Origin of the sequence: Psychrobacter fulvigenes (assembly GCF_904846155.1) — a bacterium.
Lineage (GTDB): Bacteria > Pseudomonadota > Gammaproteobacteria > Pseudomonadales > Moraxellaceae > Psychrobacter > Psychrobacter fulvigenes.
The window spans coordinates 3,226,011-3,242,739 of the sequence record NZ_CAJGZP010000001.1; the positions used below are offsets into that span (position 1 = coordinate 3,226,011).

Annotated in this window: 12 protein-coding genes and 1 pseudogene; 5 read left to right on the top strand and 8 right to left on the bottom strand. The window is 45.8% G+C overall.

The window, feature by feature from the left end:
- The first annotated feature begins 79 nt into the window (after nucleotides 1–79).
- The 3 genes and pseudogenes from JMX03_RS13690 to cls all read left to right on the top strand — a co-directional run bounded on the left by JMX03_RS13690 (nucleotide 80) and on the right by cls (nucleotide 3,288).
- Nucleotides 80–825, top strand: a pseudogene (locus tag JMX03_RS13690) (IS5 family transposase).
- 196 nt (nucleotides 826–1,021) lie between these two features.
- Nucleotides 1,022–1,495 (top strand): hypothetical protein, encoded by a 474-nt coding sequence (locus JMX03_RS13695; RefSeq protein WP_201597450.1) that lies wholly within the window; start codon nucleotides 1,022–1,024, stop codon nucleotides 1,493–1,495.
- A gap of 260 nt (nucleotides 1,496–1,755) precedes the next feature.
- A complete protein-coding gene (gene cls, locus JMX03_RS13700) occupies nucleotides 1,756–3,288 on the top strand; it encodes a cardiolipin synthase (RefSeq protein WP_201597452.1) in 1,533 nt (510 codons plus the stop codon).
- Here the strand turns inward: cls and JMX03_RS13705 are convergent.
- The 7 genes from JMX03_RS13705 to rsmH form a co-directional block, all read right to left on the bottom strand.
- Nucleotides 3,269–4,255: a putative RNA methyltransferase gene (locus tag JMX03_RS13705; RefSeq protein ID WP_201598158.1), complete on the bottom strand. Its 987-nt coding sequence runs from the start codon at nucleotides 4,253–4,255 to the stop codon at nucleotides 3,269–3,271. The genes cls and JMX03_RS13705 overlap by 20 nt on opposite strands.
- A 117-nt stretch (nucleotides 4,256–4,372) precedes the next feature.
- Entirely contained in the window at nucleotides 4,373–5,491 is a 1,119-nt protein-coding gene (gene mraY / locus JMX03_RS13710; RefSeq protein WP_201597453.1) for a phospho-N-acetylmuramoyl-pentapeptide-transferase, read from the bottom strand.
- Nucleotides 5,492–5,494: 3 nt separating this feature from the next.
- On the bottom strand, nucleotides 5,495–6,946 hold the full coding sequence (locus tag JMX03_RS13715) for a UDP-N-acetylmuramoyl-tripeptide--D-alanyl-D-alanine ligase (RefSeq protein ID WP_201597454.1): 1,452 nt from the start codon (nucleotides 6,944–6,946) through the stop codon (nucleotides 5,495–5,497).
- A gap of 123 nt (nucleotides 6,947–7,069) precedes the next feature.
- Complete coding sequence (locus JMX03_RS13720) at nucleotides 7,070–8,737, bottom strand: UDP-N-acetylmuramoyl-L-alanyl-D-glutamate--2,6-diaminopimelate ligase (protein WP_201597455.1); 1,668 nt, start codon at nucleotides 8,735–8,737, stop codon at nucleotides 7,070–7,072.
- A 157-nt stretch (nucleotides 8,738–8,894) separates the two neighbouring features.
- Complete coding sequence (locus JMX03_RS13725) at nucleotides 8,895–11,003, bottom strand: penicillin-binding transpeptidase domain-containing protein (RefSeq protein WP_201597456.1); 2,109 nt, start codon at nucleotides 11,001–11,003, stop codon at nucleotides 8,895–8,897.
- Nucleotides 10,996–11,433 carry a cell division protein FtsL gene (ftsL, locus tag JMX03_RS13730; protein WP_201576895.1) on the bottom strand — a complete coding sequence of 146 codons (438 nt, stop codon included), beginning with the start codon at nucleotides 11,431–11,433 and terminating at the stop codon, nucleotides 10,996–10,998. The genes JMX03_RS13725 and ftsL overlap by 8 nt, the downstream gene beginning before the upstream one ends.
- Before the next feature lie 201 nt (nucleotides 11,434–11,634).
- On the bottom strand, nucleotides 11,635–12,693 hold the full coding sequence (rsmH, locus tag JMX03_RS13735; RefSeq protein ID WP_201598161.1) for a 16S rRNA (cytosine(1402)-N(4))-methyltransferase RsmH: 1,059 nt from the start codon (nucleotides 12,691–12,693) through the stop codon (nucleotides 11,635–11,637).
- A gap of 383 nt (nucleotides 12,694–13,076) precedes the next feature.
- On the opposite strand from rsmH, the gene gltX reads away from it, so the two are divergent.
- The gene (gltX, locus tag JMX03_RS13740) at nucleotides 13,077–14,621 is read left to right on the top strand and encodes a glutamate--tRNA ligase (RefSeq protein WP_201597459.1); all 1,545 of its coding nucleotides are present in this window, start codon (nucleotides 13,077–13,079) and stop codon (nucleotides 14,619–14,621) included.
- 74 nt (nucleotides 14,622–14,695) lie between these two features.
- Here the strand turns inward: gltX and trhA are convergent, their stop codons facing one another.
- Nucleotides 14,696–15,322, bottom strand: a complete 627-nt coding sequence (gene trhA / locus JMX03_RS13745; protein ID WP_201597466.1) for a PAQR family membrane homeostasis protein TrhA — start codon at nucleotides 15,320–15,322, stop codon at nucleotides 14,696–14,698.
- 111 nt (nucleotides 15,323–15,433) lie between these two features.
- Here trhA and JMX03_RS13750 point away from each other — a divergent pair, with 111 nt between their 5' ends.
- Entirely contained in the window at nucleotides 15,434–16,315 is an 882-nt protein-coding gene (locus JMX03_RS13750; RefSeq protein ID WP_201594757.1) for an IS982 family transposase, read from the top strand.
- Nucleotides 16,316–16,729 lie beyond the last annotated feature (414 nt).

Consider the following 16,729-nt stretch of genomic DNA (forward strand, 5'->3'; position numbering starts at 1 on the left):
AGGGCGTGTCATCAATTAGCATAGATATTTCAGAATAAGCTATACTTAGATCGTATTTAGGAATTTGAGCTCAATGACTATGACAAGACGACATGCCCTACGTGATGACCAATGGGAGAGAATTAAAGACATTCTACCTGGTAAACCAAGTGACGTTGGTGTTACTGCAAAGGATAACCGCTTGTTCGTAGAAGCGGTTCTGTACCGTTACAAGACCGGCATACCTTGGCGTGACCTACCTGAACGCTTTGGCGACTTCAGAGTGATTCATACTCGTTTTAGTCGCTGGTCAAAAAAGGCGTATGGGAGCAGGTTTTTAATCAACTCTCTGAACAATCCGATGACGAATATGCCATGCTAGATGCCACGATTGTTAAAGCCCACCAGCACAGTGCTGGAAAAAAGGGATCAAGCCATTGGACGCAGCAAAGGTGGACTGACGACTAAAATACATACTCGAACAGATGCGCTAGGCAATCCTACGGCTTTTATCTAACAGGTGGGGCAGCTCATGATCTGTGTGGCTCAGATGAATTGCTTGATGTCAGTATTAGCCAAACGTGGCTTGCCGATAAAGCTTACGATGCTGATGCCCGCGTTATTGAACCGATTAAAGCAGTGCAAGGTAATGCAGTTATACCATCTAAGTGTCATCGGCTGCAGCCAAGAGACTTCGATAAAGAGCTTTATAAAGCGAGGCACCTAATAGAGAACTTCTTTGCCAAGATTAAGCAGTATCGTGCGATTGCCACTCGCTATGATAAGTTAGCCAGTCATTTCCTTAGTGCCATTCACTTAGTTTCTTGTGTCGTTTGGCTTAATTGATGACACGCCCTAGAGGTAGTGAAGTTATTTGGATCAATCGTAGTCAATCATAAATAAAAACCCTAAGAAAAAAGCATCACCACTATAACGTATCGATTTTATTTAGGATTGACGATACCCATCCACTCACCCTTCATCATTAAATATATATTTAAAATAATAACTAAAAAATAATGCAAGATATAAGGAAAAAATCATGAAAAAATTATTAATGACATCAGTAATCGCTGTCTCCAGTTTATTTACTATCGCTGCTTGCTCTCAGGGTGGAGGAATGACAAATCCTGCTCCACACCATAATATGAATATGCAACATTACAGCCAAGCACAAATGCCACAAAACATGATATCTAACATGGCAACTGAGCTTAACTTAACTGCCAGTCAGCAAGCTCAGATACAGGCTATTAGGCAGAATAACCGTGGTACTGGTATACAGAACCACAATGCGATGATGCAAGTACTGACTCCTGAGCAGCGTCAAAAACTTAGCCAAATACAATCGCAGCGTATGAACCAAGATGGCCGTATGTTGAATCAGGATCATGGTAATCGTATGCATCAAGGCGGTCATATGATGAATCAAAACAATCGCATGCATAAAGGTGGACAGATGAATATGAATCAAAAGCAAAATATTCAGAACCAAAATAGAAATATGAACCAATAACGTCTAAAAACGAAAAACTGTCTAACCTGAATAATAAAAGCGCATCCGTTGACTCTGATGCGCTTTTTCCTATTAAGCTGTGTTGAACATATCTAGTCTACAGACCTAAACCTTCTTTAGGTGATATAAGCCTCTTTTCTTCTCTCTGAATATGACAACTTCCCAAATGGCGATGCCAACCGTACCCAGACAGCATTGAATTATAATTGATGTATAGTAAGGTTTGTTTATACCTCAAATAATAACAACGGATTGCCCTTATGCTGTTAGACATCCTGCTAACCATTCACTTTATATTAATAATACTAATCTCCCTACGCGTGCTTGCCCGCCAAGACTTTACGTCTCCTGCACGCTTAGCATGGCTGGTGGTATTATTTATCTTGCCTTATCTTGGCGTGCTGGTTTATTGGATGTTTGGCGAGCTGCGTCTGGGTCGCGGCTTCACAGAGCAATCGCAGCAAATTATTGAGGACCTGCATAAGCACAATCCTGAAGTACTCGGTAATGATAGCGCCCTGATAAAGTCCGTCAAACCTGAGTATCGGGCTGCTTTTGCTTATGCGGCTAATATCACAGGCTTTCATACCACAGTGGGCAATCATGCTGAGTTGATGGCAGATGCCGATGAGACTCGCAGACGTATGATTGCCGACTTCGATGCGGCGACTGAACAGATTCATGTGCTGTATTACATTTGGCTCGTCGATGGAATGGGTATTGATACAGCTCAAGCTTTGATGCGAGCGGCACGGCGCGGAGTCACTTGTCGGGCGATGGTCGATGGGATGGGTTCACGTAAGCTAGTGCGCTCCAAGCTATGGCAAGAGATGCAGGACGCGGGCGTAGAGGTCAGTGTGGCGCTACCGATTCGCAACCTCATAAAGGTATTCTTGTTTAGCCGTATTGATTTGCGTAATCACCGCAAAATCACGGTAATCGATGGCAAGATTGGCTATTCTGGCAGCCGCAATTGCGCCGACCCCGAGTTTCGCGTAAAGCCAAAGTACGCGCCATGGGTAGATATCATGCTACGTATGCAAGGCCCTGTGGTGGCGCAAAACCAGATGTTATTTGCCAGCGATTGGCTGATCAAAAACCCTGATACGCCGCTAGACAGCTTTATTTATCATACTGATTCTGATACTGAGCTTTATACAGTGTCTGATAAAAAGACACAAGAAGCTGGGCAGTTGAAGAATAAACAACCAGAGGATAAACAGATAGAGGATAGAGAGATAAAAGGCTTTGCCGCGCAAGTCTTCGCTGATGGCCCAACCAAGCGTCATGGGACAACGCCGCAGTTTTTGGGCGCATTGATTAGCCAAGCTCAGCGCACCTTGATTATCTCGACCCCCTACTTTGTCCCCGATTACTCTTTAGTCAGCATCCTATGTGCCACTGCTTATCGCGGTGTAGAGGTGACGATGATTTTCCCCAAGCACAATGATTCTTTCGTCGTCGCCGCCACCAGCCACAGCTTCTATTGGCAATTACTTGAAGCAGGGATAAAAATTTATGAGTATAAGCCAGGCTTGCTTCACGCCAAGACCTTGACCGTCGATGGAGAGATTGGTCTCATTGGCTCAACCAATTTAGACTTGCGTAGTTTTGATTTAAATTATGAAAACAACGTGGTTTTTAGCGATGAAGCGCTGACTGCCAAAATTGTTGAGCGCCAATACCAGTACATCGCAGACTCTGAACAAATATTATTTGAACAGGTAAAAAACTGGCCGTTATCCTATCGGATTTGGAATAATATCGTCGCTACTATGGGGCCGATACTGTAGGACGCGTTTTTTGCAAAATATAAACCACAAATTTGGCTTCGGTGTCAAAGGCTTGCGTCTTAGCTGTTGCCAGTAATGCTTGACGCTTCTCACTACGCGCACGATACGCATAAGGGGTCATGGTCAATAAATCAGCGAGAACATCTGCCGACAGCGATAACGCCGTGTTGATGTAATGTGTTCCTATTAGCGTAAAATACGGCGCTAGCTCGTGCAAAAACTTATCAGAGTCGTGCTCACGGACACTATCAAATAACGCCTCGCGTATGGTTGTTAAATGCCCGACATCAGGCTTAGCAATGAGTAAATAACCCTCATCTTGCAGAGCTTTTGCAAAGGCTTCTGGCAATATCGGACTAAAGATACTGCTAATACCTGCCATGCTATGCGGCGCTAGTGGCAAATTGGCAGCACTGGTCACTAGTGGATAAATAGCGGCCATTTTATTTGGCGTATTGTTTTGTGTGCCTTTTTGCTCATCGCTTTGCTGATACCACAGTCTATTTGCCGTTTTACTCACCTTAGCCAGACTGGCAACGGCGGGCTTACTGATATCAGCAGCGACTAAGACATCCATCCCCGTTTGCGCCATCGCCTGCGTGTAATAGCCCTCGCCGCAGCCAATATCCAGCCAGTTGACGGATGTTTTATTCTGCTCAATTTTTGGTTCAGTAATGAGATTATCTTGCGCCAGCAGCTGTGCCATTTGCTGACAGATGAATACCTGTAGTGGCTCATAATATCCTGCATTTAAAAACCGTTGACGCGCATCGATAGACGCTTGGCTGTCACCGGGGGCTTTAGACTTTTTTTGTTGCACTGGCAGTAGATTGACATAGCCCTGACGTGCCACATCAAATGGATGCAAGGTTTGCTTGGGGCTCAGGCTACCGTCACAGCGCCACGTATCTGCAGCGGGTGTTAATGGTGACTGACAAAGTGGGCAAATAAATAAGGTCACTGGTATCTCGAAATCATACAAATATGGCTAGCATCTTAGCAAATTTTGCTATGCATAAGTGACAAAAAAGCCATCCCTGATGCTTCAGAAATGGCTTTTCATATACTGTCGAATATTTGCAGCTTAACGCAGTTTTAAAGTCATCAAACCTAATACCACCAGTACAATGGCAATAATCCAAAAACGCACCACCACTTGGGTTTCTTTCCAGCCAATTTCTTCAAAGTGATGATGTAATGGCGCCATGCGGAACACACGTTTTTTGCGCAGTTTATAGGAGCCGACTTGTAGTATTACTGACACGGCTTCGGCAACGAACAGACCACCCATGATCGCAAAAGCAATCTCTTGGCGTGACATCACCGCAATCGTACCCAGCATCGCGCCCAGTGCCAATGCCCCTACATCCCCCATGAATACCTGTGCAGGATGAGCGTTGAACCATAAAAAGCCCAGACCAGCGCCTATCATCGAGCCACAAACAATAATCACCTCAGAATTATAGGGGATATAAGGAACCGATAAATACTCTGAGAATCGTATGTCACCTGATACATAGGCCATCGCTCCCAAGCCTGCAGCAACTAAAACTACTGGCAAGATAGCCAAACCGTCCAAGCCATCCGTTAAGTTGACCGCATTAGAAGCGCCATTAATCACAAAATAGGTGAAGACAATAAAAGCAATGCCAAAAGGCACAGCGGAGAATGGAATAATCCAGTTCTTAAAGACGGGCAATAATAAATCCTGCATCTCACGGGTCGTACTGATATCCGGCTGCTGAGTGGCAATATAATATAAAGAAACGCCTACGAATAGGGCGCCCATTGACAGCCAAAAGTACTTTTTGCGGGCGATCAAACCTGTAGGGTTTTTATGTTTGATTTTGAGCCAATCATCAGCCCAGCCAACCGCTCCAAAGATGACCATCACTACCAGCAAAATCCAAACGTAGGGATTATTCAAGCGCGCCCATAATAAGGTGGACACGCCAATGGAGGTCAAAATCAACACCCCACCCATGGTAGGTGTACCTGTTTTAATCAGGTGCGACTGTGGTCCATCGTTGCGTATAGCCTGACCATACTTGAGTGTACGCAAATGCCGTATAACACGGCCACCAAACAGCAAGCTGAACCCAAGCGCGGTGATAACGGCCAATAGCGCCCGCAGTGTCAACGAAGAAACCGCAGTAAACGGCGTATAATACTGGCCAAGCCAGCCAAACAACCAAACTAACACCGCTTACTCCTTTATTAGCGCATCAATAAGTGTTTCCATTTCCATGGAACGAGAGCCTTTAAACAACACAGTACAAGGCTGAGCTTGCTGCTCCTGCAAATATGGCTGCAAGTACTGCAAGAGACTGCTCTTATCATCAAATGCATGTGCACTAATGCCGCCGATTTCGTCCGCGCCAGCCACGCTATATTTGGCATACTCACCTACACAGAGCAGCACATTGATACCTGCTGCTGCAATGGTACGACCGAGACTTTGATGCTCACTGATAGCCGCCTCACCAAGCTCAGCGATGTCACCGAGCACCATTACTTGCGTACCCGTCTGCGCCGCCAATACTTTGGCAGCTGCACGTACGGAGTGCGGGTTGGCATTATAAGTATCATCGATCAAACGGTGCATACCTAGCAGCTGACTGTTCAGGCGACCCTTGGCAGGGCGCGAGTTTTCGAGACCGATGACGATATCAGCGATATCGATCTTTAGGGCATGAGCACAGGCCGCAGCGGCAAGCGCATTATTGACATTATGCTCACCTGCCAATGGTAGATTGATATCCTGAACCTGACCGCCGACATGCAATTTAAACTCACTGCGCTCAGGCTCAACATCGAGGTGGCTGGCGCTGACATCAGTATTGCCAAAACCAATCACTTGTGAGGTATATTTTTCAGCGATACGGCGTAACTGGTTGGCATAGTCATCTTTATCAGGAACAATCGCAAATTGCGTATCACTTAAGGCATGATAAATCTCTGCTTTGGTTTGGCAAATACCATCACGGCTACCAAACTCACCCAAATGCGCTGTACCAATATTTAAAATACAAGCCACATCAGGACGGACAATCTCAGTGGTATAAGCAATCTCACCGATATGATTGGCTCCAAGCTCTAATATCGCATAACGATGATGGTCTGATAACTCAAGCAGCATCATCGGTACGCCCAAGTCGTTGTTCAAATTGCCGCGAGTGATTAGCGTTGGTGCAAGGCGACCAAAGATACTACCTAGCATCTCTTTACAAGTGGTCTTGCCACTAGAGCCAGTAATGGCAATCACGGTCAAGTCTTGATGTTGCTGGCGACGAAAAGCGGCCAGTTGACCCAATGCCAAACGGGTATCATTGACGATCAGCTGCGGGATTTTATTAGCAATGGAAGTAGTAATCGGACGCGAGACAATAGCAGCAATCGCACCTTTTTCTGCAGCGACATCGATATAATCATGTCCATCAAAATTATCGCCACTTAATGCCAAAAAGATATCGCCGGCTTTGATGGTGCGGGTATCGGTGGTGATACGCTTACTGGTGACGTTAGCGTCTGTCTTCGTTGGCGCTGTTGGTGCAGAGTGCCAGCGGCTCTCAAGCGTCGCTGTTGCCGCGAGCAAATTATCTGCTTGCCAGACATAAAGCCCTTGCGACTGGCTGCTGTTATCATTATCAGCTGTCATAGTTTTTACCTTGTATGGTGACTTGCTTATCTTTTGCTTATCGCATGTTGTCTGCTGTCATCATCTTTCTATTTATAGAAAATAAAACAGACAAAAAAGTAAATTTTGCACTCAACTTATTAGCTAAATACGTCCTGCTTGCTGCAGTGCTTGCTGCAAGATAATACTGTCGTCAAAATCATGACGCACGCCATGAATCTCTTGATAAGTCTCGTGACCTTTACCCGCGATGACGACGATATCATCAGCACTGGCATGACTTACCGCGTATGCAATCGCTGTTTGGCGTGCAGGTTCGATATGGGTGCGTTGATACTGCTCGTCATCCATGCCAACCTGCATGTCTTGCAGGATGGCATTTGGATCTTCACTGCGTGGATTGTCGGCGGTCAGTATGACTTGATCAGCACCTGCTAGCCCTGCTTGTGCCATTAACGGACGTTTGCCAGCATCACGATCACCGCCGCAGCCAAATACCGCCCATAGCTGCCCATGACAATGGGTTCTAAGGCTGTCTAATACTTGACTCAAGGCATCAGGCGTATGCGCATAGTCAACGATAAAGCAGCCATCATTTGATGGCACCCGCTGCATACGGCCAATAGCGCCTTGTAGTTGTGGCACTAAAGTCGCAATACGCTCAAGACTTATACCTAAAGCAACTGCCGCCGCAATCGCAGCGAGCAAATTGGCCACATTAAAACGCCCTAATAAAGGGCTGACAATATTTATCTGATTAAGCGATTTATTGGCAAATTGATTATCTTCAAGCTGAGTTTCTGCTTGACTGTGCAAGCTGATGTCTACCCCTTCTAAGCTTGGCGTAATAGCAGAGGCAACAAAGCTGGCATCTTTTGAGGCATACAAACTGTAGGTGAAAACAATCAAACCGCTCGCCTGAGCAGTCTCTAACATTATCTGAGCATGTTCATCATCGATATTGATAATGGCGTGAGTCAATGTCGGGAAATGACGCTTATCAAACAGTTTTGCCTTGGCAGCGGCATACTCTGCCATATCAGCATGATAGTCCAAATGATCACGGCTCAAATTGGTATAAATAGCTACCTTGACTGGCACACCCTGCAAGCGCTGCTGATCCAGACCATGGGAGCTGGCTTCAAGCGCAAGTACTTCAGCACCCTCAGCGCCCATCTGATACAAGAACTGCTGCACTGCCAGTGCGTCACCCGTGGTATGACTGGCTTGTACGAGCGCACCCAGCTTACCGTTGCCCGCTGTCCCCATCACTGCACTACTCATGCCTGCCAGCTGGGTTAATTGCGCCACCAGCTGACTGATTGTGGTTTTGCCATTAGTACCAGTAACGGCAACGACCGTCGGCAGTGCGACAGGCTGCTGAGATTGCAGACAAGCTTGAATCAGCTCACCTAAAAAATCACGGATATCGGGCACATAAATGACAGGACAAGGCAGCGCTGCCAATTGCTGCTGTGCGCTGGGCTGAGTGTCATCAAGTTGACGATCACTGCTACTAAACAACGCCAGTGGATCAATTTCTGCTAAGATAAATGCCGCTGTTTTAGCGGCCTGTGACACGTATTCACGGCTTTTTTGACAGTTTTTTGACTGGCTTTGTAACAGTACAAACACATCATTAGTCGCGACTTGGCGACTGTCTAAACGTATGTTACTAAAAGCGATATTGGTAATATCACTTGGATTCTCTAAGCCTTTGACCATCTGTGACAACTGTAGACCTAACGCATCACCACGACTGCTCTCCATGAGCTGTTGCAAAGTAACGGCGTGCTGTGATGATGTGGTCATAAGTAAATCCTAAACGGTGAAAAAATTAAAATTATTATTAGCGTCTGTTAAGTATTTATAAATATCGACAACAACCAATACAGCTAAGAAATCAGTCAATACTGATTCAATCAGTGTTTATAAATGATAAACACTGACATACCCGTTCTATTGTTAATTATTCAGTTTGTAGCGGCTTATCTAGGGGCACATTATACAGACGTAAGGCTTCTTTCATAACATTATGAAAGACTGGCGCGACCGTCAAACCTGCATAAATCTGACCACGAGGGTCTTCGATGAGCATCACACCCACCAGTCTAGGGTTCGACGCTGGTGCCATACCCGCAAAAACGTTACGATACTGATCAGTATAATAGCCACCGTCAGGATTCACTCGGCGTGAAGTACCCGTCTTACCTGCCACGCGATAGCCATCGATAGCCGCAGCTCTGGCTGTACCACCTTGCACTGTCACCGCCTCAAGCATCTTCACAATCGACATCGCTTGCTCGTGCTCCATAATACGCTTACTGGGTGGCTTCTCACCATCCTTGATAAGCGTTAAGGGATGCATCACCCCGCCCGAAGCCAATGCTGCATAAGCTTGAGCGACCTGTGCCAACGTCACTTGTAGACCATAACCATAACTCACGGTTGCCCGCCTAGCCGTTTCTTTTTCTTTTGGCGTCACTACCAATCCACTGCCCTCGCCTGGGAACTGTAGAGGGGTTTTTGCGCCAAAGCCAAACTGCTTTTGCATATTGGTGATCGCATCGGGCGGTAGCGACAGCGCAATCTTGGTCGAGGCGACGTTACTGGACTTCTGTAGTAGCGTGGCCATATTAATCATGCCTAGATTATTATGGTCACGAATCGTATAGCCACGGACGCGAATAGAGCCAGGGTTGGTATCAATTAAAGAGTTGGCAGTATATTTACCAGAATCCAAGGCCGCCGCTACTGTAAACGGCTTCATCACTGAACCAGGCTCAAACACATCAAGTAGCGCACGATTACGCTGGTTTTCACCCGTCATCTCATTGAGGTTGTTTGAGTTAAAGGACGGCCAAGTCGATAGGGCTAGCACCTCACCAGTCAGTACATCAACGACTATTCCGCTCGACCAGCGCGCTTTTTGTAAGCGACCTGCTTTTTCAAGCTCTTTATATAGTAAGTACTGCAACCGCGAGTCAATCGTCAACGCGACATCTTGACCAGCAATTTCTGGCTCAAGCTGTTTGATTTCTTTTAGGCTATTTTGCCGAGCATCTTTTAGCACCAAAACTTTACCGTCATAGCCGGCCAGCACTTTTTCGTACTGACGCTCAATGCCAGCGCGACCTTCATAGCCACCTTCAGGATCATTGGCGTTTTGCCCCATAAACCCTAACAATTGCGAGTTTGGTTGTGGCTGTGGATAATAACGCTGAAAGAAGTTTCTCTCATAAACGCCAGGGAAATTGAGCGAGCTGACACCTTGGGCAATTTCTGGCTGCACTTTATTAAGTAGCGGCAGATAGTGTGACCCTGCACCTGATGGTAACGCCGCCTTCACGGCTTCCTCATCCGTCACATCGACGCTAGCATCGATACCAGCTGCTTGTTGTAACTTATCCACTGGTATGTTGGCCGCCGCCGCCAGACGAGTCAGATCCATATTCTCCAAGCGCTCTTTTACCCGCGCTTGTAGTTGTGGCTGATTCGGATTTTCGACTTGTATGCGTCTTAGCTCATAGTACTCACGCGCATAGTCATGCGGGCTGAATGACACAGTGGACAGTGGCGCACTGATGGCAAGCGGCAGCTGATTACGATCCGTAATCATGCCGCGATAGGATGCCTGCGTGCGCACACTGGTGATGAGCTCATCCCCTTTTTCTTGATAAAACTGCGCATTTAGCACTTGTATGTAATAGGCACGGCCTATTAACAAACCTAATATGATCAGCGCAATCGCCCAAATGGTAATAAAGCGACCTTTATCATCTTCAAACCCACCACGTGATGAGGCACCAGAAGCCTTGGTAAAAATCACTTTCTTGCGATTCTTGACACTGGTATATGCCCCTTGAGTCTTATTCTTTTTTAGACGGCCGAGCAGCTTGGCACGATTACTTGCAGTGCCTTTTTTCGCTTTGGGATTGGCTTTCGTGTTTGTAGAGGTGGTATCTGACTTAGCAGTGCTGGCAGGGCGTAAAGGCTTGATAACCTTGCCACTGGCTGACTTTTTGCTGGTATTTTTGGCTGAGCCTTTGCCAGACTTAGTCGGTTTTTTATCACTCATTGCCAGCCTCCACTACTTCAGAAGTTGCAGCAGGTGGCATGGCTTCAATTGCCGCGACAGGAGCCGCCGCACCCGGTTGGATAATGAGCTTGTCTTTTAGCGTCGGTGAATACATGCCCAATTCAGAGACCGCTCGGCTAGCGATTTGCGGGGTGGCACTAAAGGTTTGCTGTTCAATTAACAAACGTTGGTGTTCTACTTGCAGCTTGCGTTCTTGCTTTTTCATATCTTGCAACGTTCTATAGTCTTGATGGTATTGTTGAACGTCTTTGGCAGTCTGAATACCGCTCCACACAATGGCGCCTGCTAGCAGCAGCAATACCACCACATAAATGTTCACCACACTAAAGCGGTGCACGAACAACTCGCCGATATCGGTATTGTTTGATGAAGCGGCACGACGGTTGGTGGGTTTGTCAGATATTGCCATGACGATCTCAAAAAAGTGAACTTAAATATAAAAGATGGGTGAGGTTACGTTTATGCTCATCATTACCATCAACAAAGGATAACTCTAATACCTGACTTATCACAAAGACTAAAAATACAGATGAAAACCAACCGATTAGCCTAACAGATAATGTTTACAGCTTTTTAACAGTTGCGTAATTATTACAGCGTTTATGACACATCATGACTCTACGACAGGCTGATAGCTGACATCCGTACGCGTCGCTGTGCGTAACCAAGCGCTGCGCGAACGTGGATTATGGCTGACCTCAGCTTTGCTCGGTGCAATCCGTTTTGGCTTGCTAAAATAGCGTGGGCGCTGTGGCGGCATCGGCAAATTCTCGTCTTCTGGATACTGCCCTTTACTATGACGCTGCAAAAACTGCTTGATACGGCGGTCTTCTAATGAGTGAAAGCTAATGACTGCCAGCTGTCCGCCCGACTTTAAAATCGGAATGCTTTGTGCTAAAAAGTCATCGACATCGCCAAGCTCATTATTGATAAAAATACGCATGGCCTGAAAGCTCTGGGTCGCTGGATGCTTGCCTTTTTGCCATTTCGGATGCGCTACCTTTATCACTTCTGCCAACTCAAGCGTGGATTCGTAGCTATCCATCTGCTTGATGGCACGGGCAATGCGCCGACTATGACGCTCTTCACCAAATTCATAGAGCACATTGGCCAAGGTTTCGTCATCGACTTGTTCAAGCCACTCAGCGACAGACTGGCCGCGGCTGGTATCCATACGCATGTCGACAGCGCCATCACGCATAAAGCTAAAGCCGCGGCTGCCATCGTCAATTTGCGGTGATGAGATACCCAAATCTGCCATCAAACCATCAACCTGATGAATGCCCATAGCGGCTAAGCTATCGGTCAATGTCGCAAAGCTGTCATGAACCACTGTGACGCGATTATCGATACTTGCCAGTTCATGAGCGACGGCAATGGCGGTTGGGTCTTTATCAAAGACGATCAATTGTGCATCATCGGCTAATTGCGATAATAATAATCTGCTGTGACCACCGCGCCCAAAGGTGGCGTCGACGTAGATGCCACTTACTTTTAGGCTGTTCTCATCTTCTACATTGTCTTTTTGCTTAGGTAGCGCTTTGACGCCCAGCACCGCTGCGACAGTCTCCTCTAGCAGCACAGCGTCATGCACAAAGCTCAATTCGTCAGCCCTAGTACCTTCCTGACTCGTTTCCTTAGCAATGGCGTGAGCAGAGGCTTCACCCATAGAAGAAGAAAGTGTCAACGATTCAGAGGTATCGGCGGCAGAAGAAGAGCTAACGTTAGATTTTGACTTAGATTTCGATAGGGACACAAACAACTCAATAAATGACGACCAACAAGGCCAGTAATAGTAAAAAATCAGATAAAAATAAACAAGTTATGATTTGCCTAGCATTATTATCGCAAGGATACACTGGTAGTCAAGCGCTAGAAGGGCTTTTCGTTAAAAATATCCCATCTCTCTGTTATACTAGCGATATATTTTACGCTATTTTTCTATATAAACGGCTATTGTTTCATCTGTATTTTTTATTCAAACCTCTGATTAACATTTATCATTGCTTTTTTCACTGCCCTATTCATTAACGACAACATTCTGAGATTTTTATGATACAAACATCAACTCAATCTACGACTGCTACTAGCGAAAAACGTCCTGTGCGTACTCGTATCGCCCCGTCACCGACTGGATTTCCGCATGTCGGCACGGCTTATATCGCACTGTTTAATTTGGCCTTCGCACAATCGCACGGCGGCGAGTTTATTTTGCGTATCGAAGATACCGATCAATCGCGCTCAACTGAGCAGTCAGAACAAATGATTTTGGATGCCCTGCGCTGGGTCGGTCTTGACTGGGCAGAGGGTCCTGATGTTGGTGGCCCTCATGCACCTTATCGTCAGAGTGAACGTAGCGACATTTACAAAAAACACGCTGAGCAGCTAGTAGAAAGCGACCATGCGTTTCGCTGTTTTTGTACCAGCGAAGAGCTGGATGCCATGCGTGCTGAGCAAATGGCCAATGGCGAAACCCCACGCTATGATGGTCGCTGCGCTCACCTACCTCCAGAAAAAACTGAGCAACTCATCGCTGCAGGCAAGCCACATGTGATTCGGATGCGCGTGCCAACCGAAGGCATCTGTCTGGTACATGACATGCTTCGCGGCACCGTTGAGATTCCTTGGTCACAAGTCGATATGCAGGTGCTGCTCAAGACTGACGGTCTGCCAACCTACCATCTGGCCAACGTCGTCGATGACCATTTGATGGAAATCACTCACGTCATGCGCGGTGAAGAGTGGCTCAACTCTGCGCCGAAGCATCAACTGCTTTATGAGTATTTTGGTTGGGAGATGCCTGTCCTCTGTCACATGCCACTACTGCGTAATCCAGACAAATCCAAACTGTCGAAACGTAAAAACCCCACCTCGATCACTTACTATCGTGATGCAGGCGTGCTTCCAGAAGCATTGCTCAACTATCTGGGTCGTATGGGCTACTCAATGCCTGATGAAGCTGAAAAGTTCACTTTGGATGAGATGATCGCAAGCTTTGACATTCAGCGTGTGTCACTTGGCGGCCCGATCTTTGATATCGAAAAGCTTAACTGGCTCAATTCGGAATGGTTGCGCGCCCTCACGCCTGAAGAGCTGAAGAACAAAATCCTTGCTTGGGCCAATGATAGCGACAAGCTCACGGCTATCGCTGCGGCTATCCAGCCTCGTATTGAGCTACTCTCAGATGCGGTCAATTGGAGCGGTTTTTATTTCCAAAACCTACCTGATATCACTGCTGAGAGCTTTGCTCATAAATCGCTTACTCCTGAGCAAATCATAGAGATGCTGCAACTGGCGCTATGGCAGCTAGAGACCTTACCTACTTGGTCTGAACAAAACATCTATGCCACGCTAAAAGGTCTTGCTGCCCATCTTGATATCAAAATGCGTGACTTTATGGCGCCTTTCTTCGTCGCCATTGCTGGTAGCACCTCATCGACACCAGTCATGAACTCTATGTGGATTATCGGCGCTGATATGACCCTGATTCGCTTGCGTCATGGCATTGAGGTACTTGGCGGCTTGGGTAAAAAGAAGTTGAAAAAGCTTGAAAAGCAAGCGGCAGAGTTGCCAGATTTTTTGGCTGATGGTGAATAAGCTTATTAAACAGCTTGCATAAAGATACGATTAACGTGGGTGGCGCAATAGCAAAACCCACATTTTTTTATGGCTTAAACCACATAATTTAATACCATTAAATAATGACAAACAGCCCCAGCTAAGACAAATAAATGCCAAATAACATGGTTATAAGGTATTTTTTCGATAGCATAAAAAACGATACCCACCGTATAAAACAGCCCACCAGCAGCTAGGTATAGCAAACCATTAAAAGGTACTGCCTCTTTTAGCGCCGAAAAATCTATGACAATCAGCCAGCCCATGACGAGATACAGTAAGGTCGAAAAAACCTCAAACCTTCCGGTAAAAAACAGCTTCATGATGGTACCCACTGCCGCGATAGTCCAAACCGCAATGAGCAAAAACACCCCATTACCATCTAATAGATTTATCACCAATACGGGCGTATAAGTTCCTGCTATTAATAGATAAATACTGACATGATCTAAAACTCTGAGTTTTTGTTTTAGACGTTGGTTGGTCACCCAGTGATACATTGCCGACGCTGTGAATAATAAAATAATAGATGAGCCATAAACCAAAATGCCAACTTGACTAAATTTTGTCTTATAGCTGTCTTTTAGCAAAAGCAGAACGAGACCGATTGCGCCTAAAAAAGCACCAATGGTATGAGTCAAGGTATTAAGACGCTCTTCTGACAAAGTTTGTGTATGCATAATCTACTTAACCCCAGTTCGGGATAAGGGCTCAAAAAAAAGATAAAAAAAGAAGTCCGAAGTTGCTAAAGTAAGTTTACCAAGACCACTTAAGCAAAAAGGACTTCTTACATGGACAACCTAACCGAACTATACTGCCATATTGACGACTTTTATCAGCAATTCAAACCTGAGTTTGACGCTCATTTAATCGCAACGGGACACCAAAGGTTAAGAGCATGCCAGATAAGTGTAGCAGAGATTATGACCATCTTGGTACTGTTTCATCAACTGCGGTATCGACAGTTTAAGGCGTTTTACTACCACCATATGCTTGGCATGATGAAACGGGAGTTTCCAAATCTGCCGAGCTACTCGCGATTTATAGAGCTTGTGCCGCGCAGTATCATGCCACTGTGCAGCTACTTGCAAAGCATGATGGGCGACTGTACGGGTATCAGCTATATTGATTCAACCAAGATAGCAGTTTGTCATAACAAGCGTATCTACCGTCATAAAGTCTTTAAGGGACTTGCAACCCGAGGCAAAAGCAGCATGGGCTGGTTCTATGGCTTTAAGCTGCACGCCATTATCAATCATAAGGGCGAGCTTGTATCTGTTAAAGTCACTGCGGGTAATACGGATGACAGAGTGCCTGTTAAGGATATGGCAACGCCTGTGTTTGGCAAGGTGTTTGGGGATAGAGGCTATATCAGTAAAGCCCTAAACGAGTGGCTCACAAAACACAGTGATACCACGTTGATAACCAAACTTCGGCGTAATATGAAACCCCAATTACTTGAGCCTATGGATGAGGCACTACTCAATCATCGCTCTTTGGTTGAAACGGTGTTTGGAGAGCTTAAAAACTTGTGCCAAATTGAACACTCACGCCATCGTAGTGTCACGGGGTTTATCACAAACTTGCTGTCAGGTTTAATTGCTTATTGCTGGTTTCCCTATAAACCCACCATCAAAAATATGCCTCAGCAGGGACAGGTAGCAACATTGTAAATAGTATCAATGAGTTACAATGTGGCTTATCCCGAACTGGGGTTACTTAGACCACTGTTATATGATTTAAAATAATCGAATCTTAATGCAGTCACGTAGGCTGTACGGAATGCACCTCCCAATAAAAACCACTCTAAACCTTCAAACACTTCTTTGATCAACTCATCATATCACCTCTCCGACTTGCTAGATACGTGCTCTCATTCACCTACTGACGAAAACCTCAATGACGACAGTTTACTGAGTTTTGCACCCACTCAAGCCTAAGCAAATTGTCAGAATATCGTTTTGAGCGTAAGCAATTCTTATCCTAAATACCTTTAAGGCACCTTCAAAATACTATAAAAAAGAGTAAATCCTTAACTTCTAGGTACTTTTCAGCACATTTATGAACTCTTTTTGAAATAGTTGTTG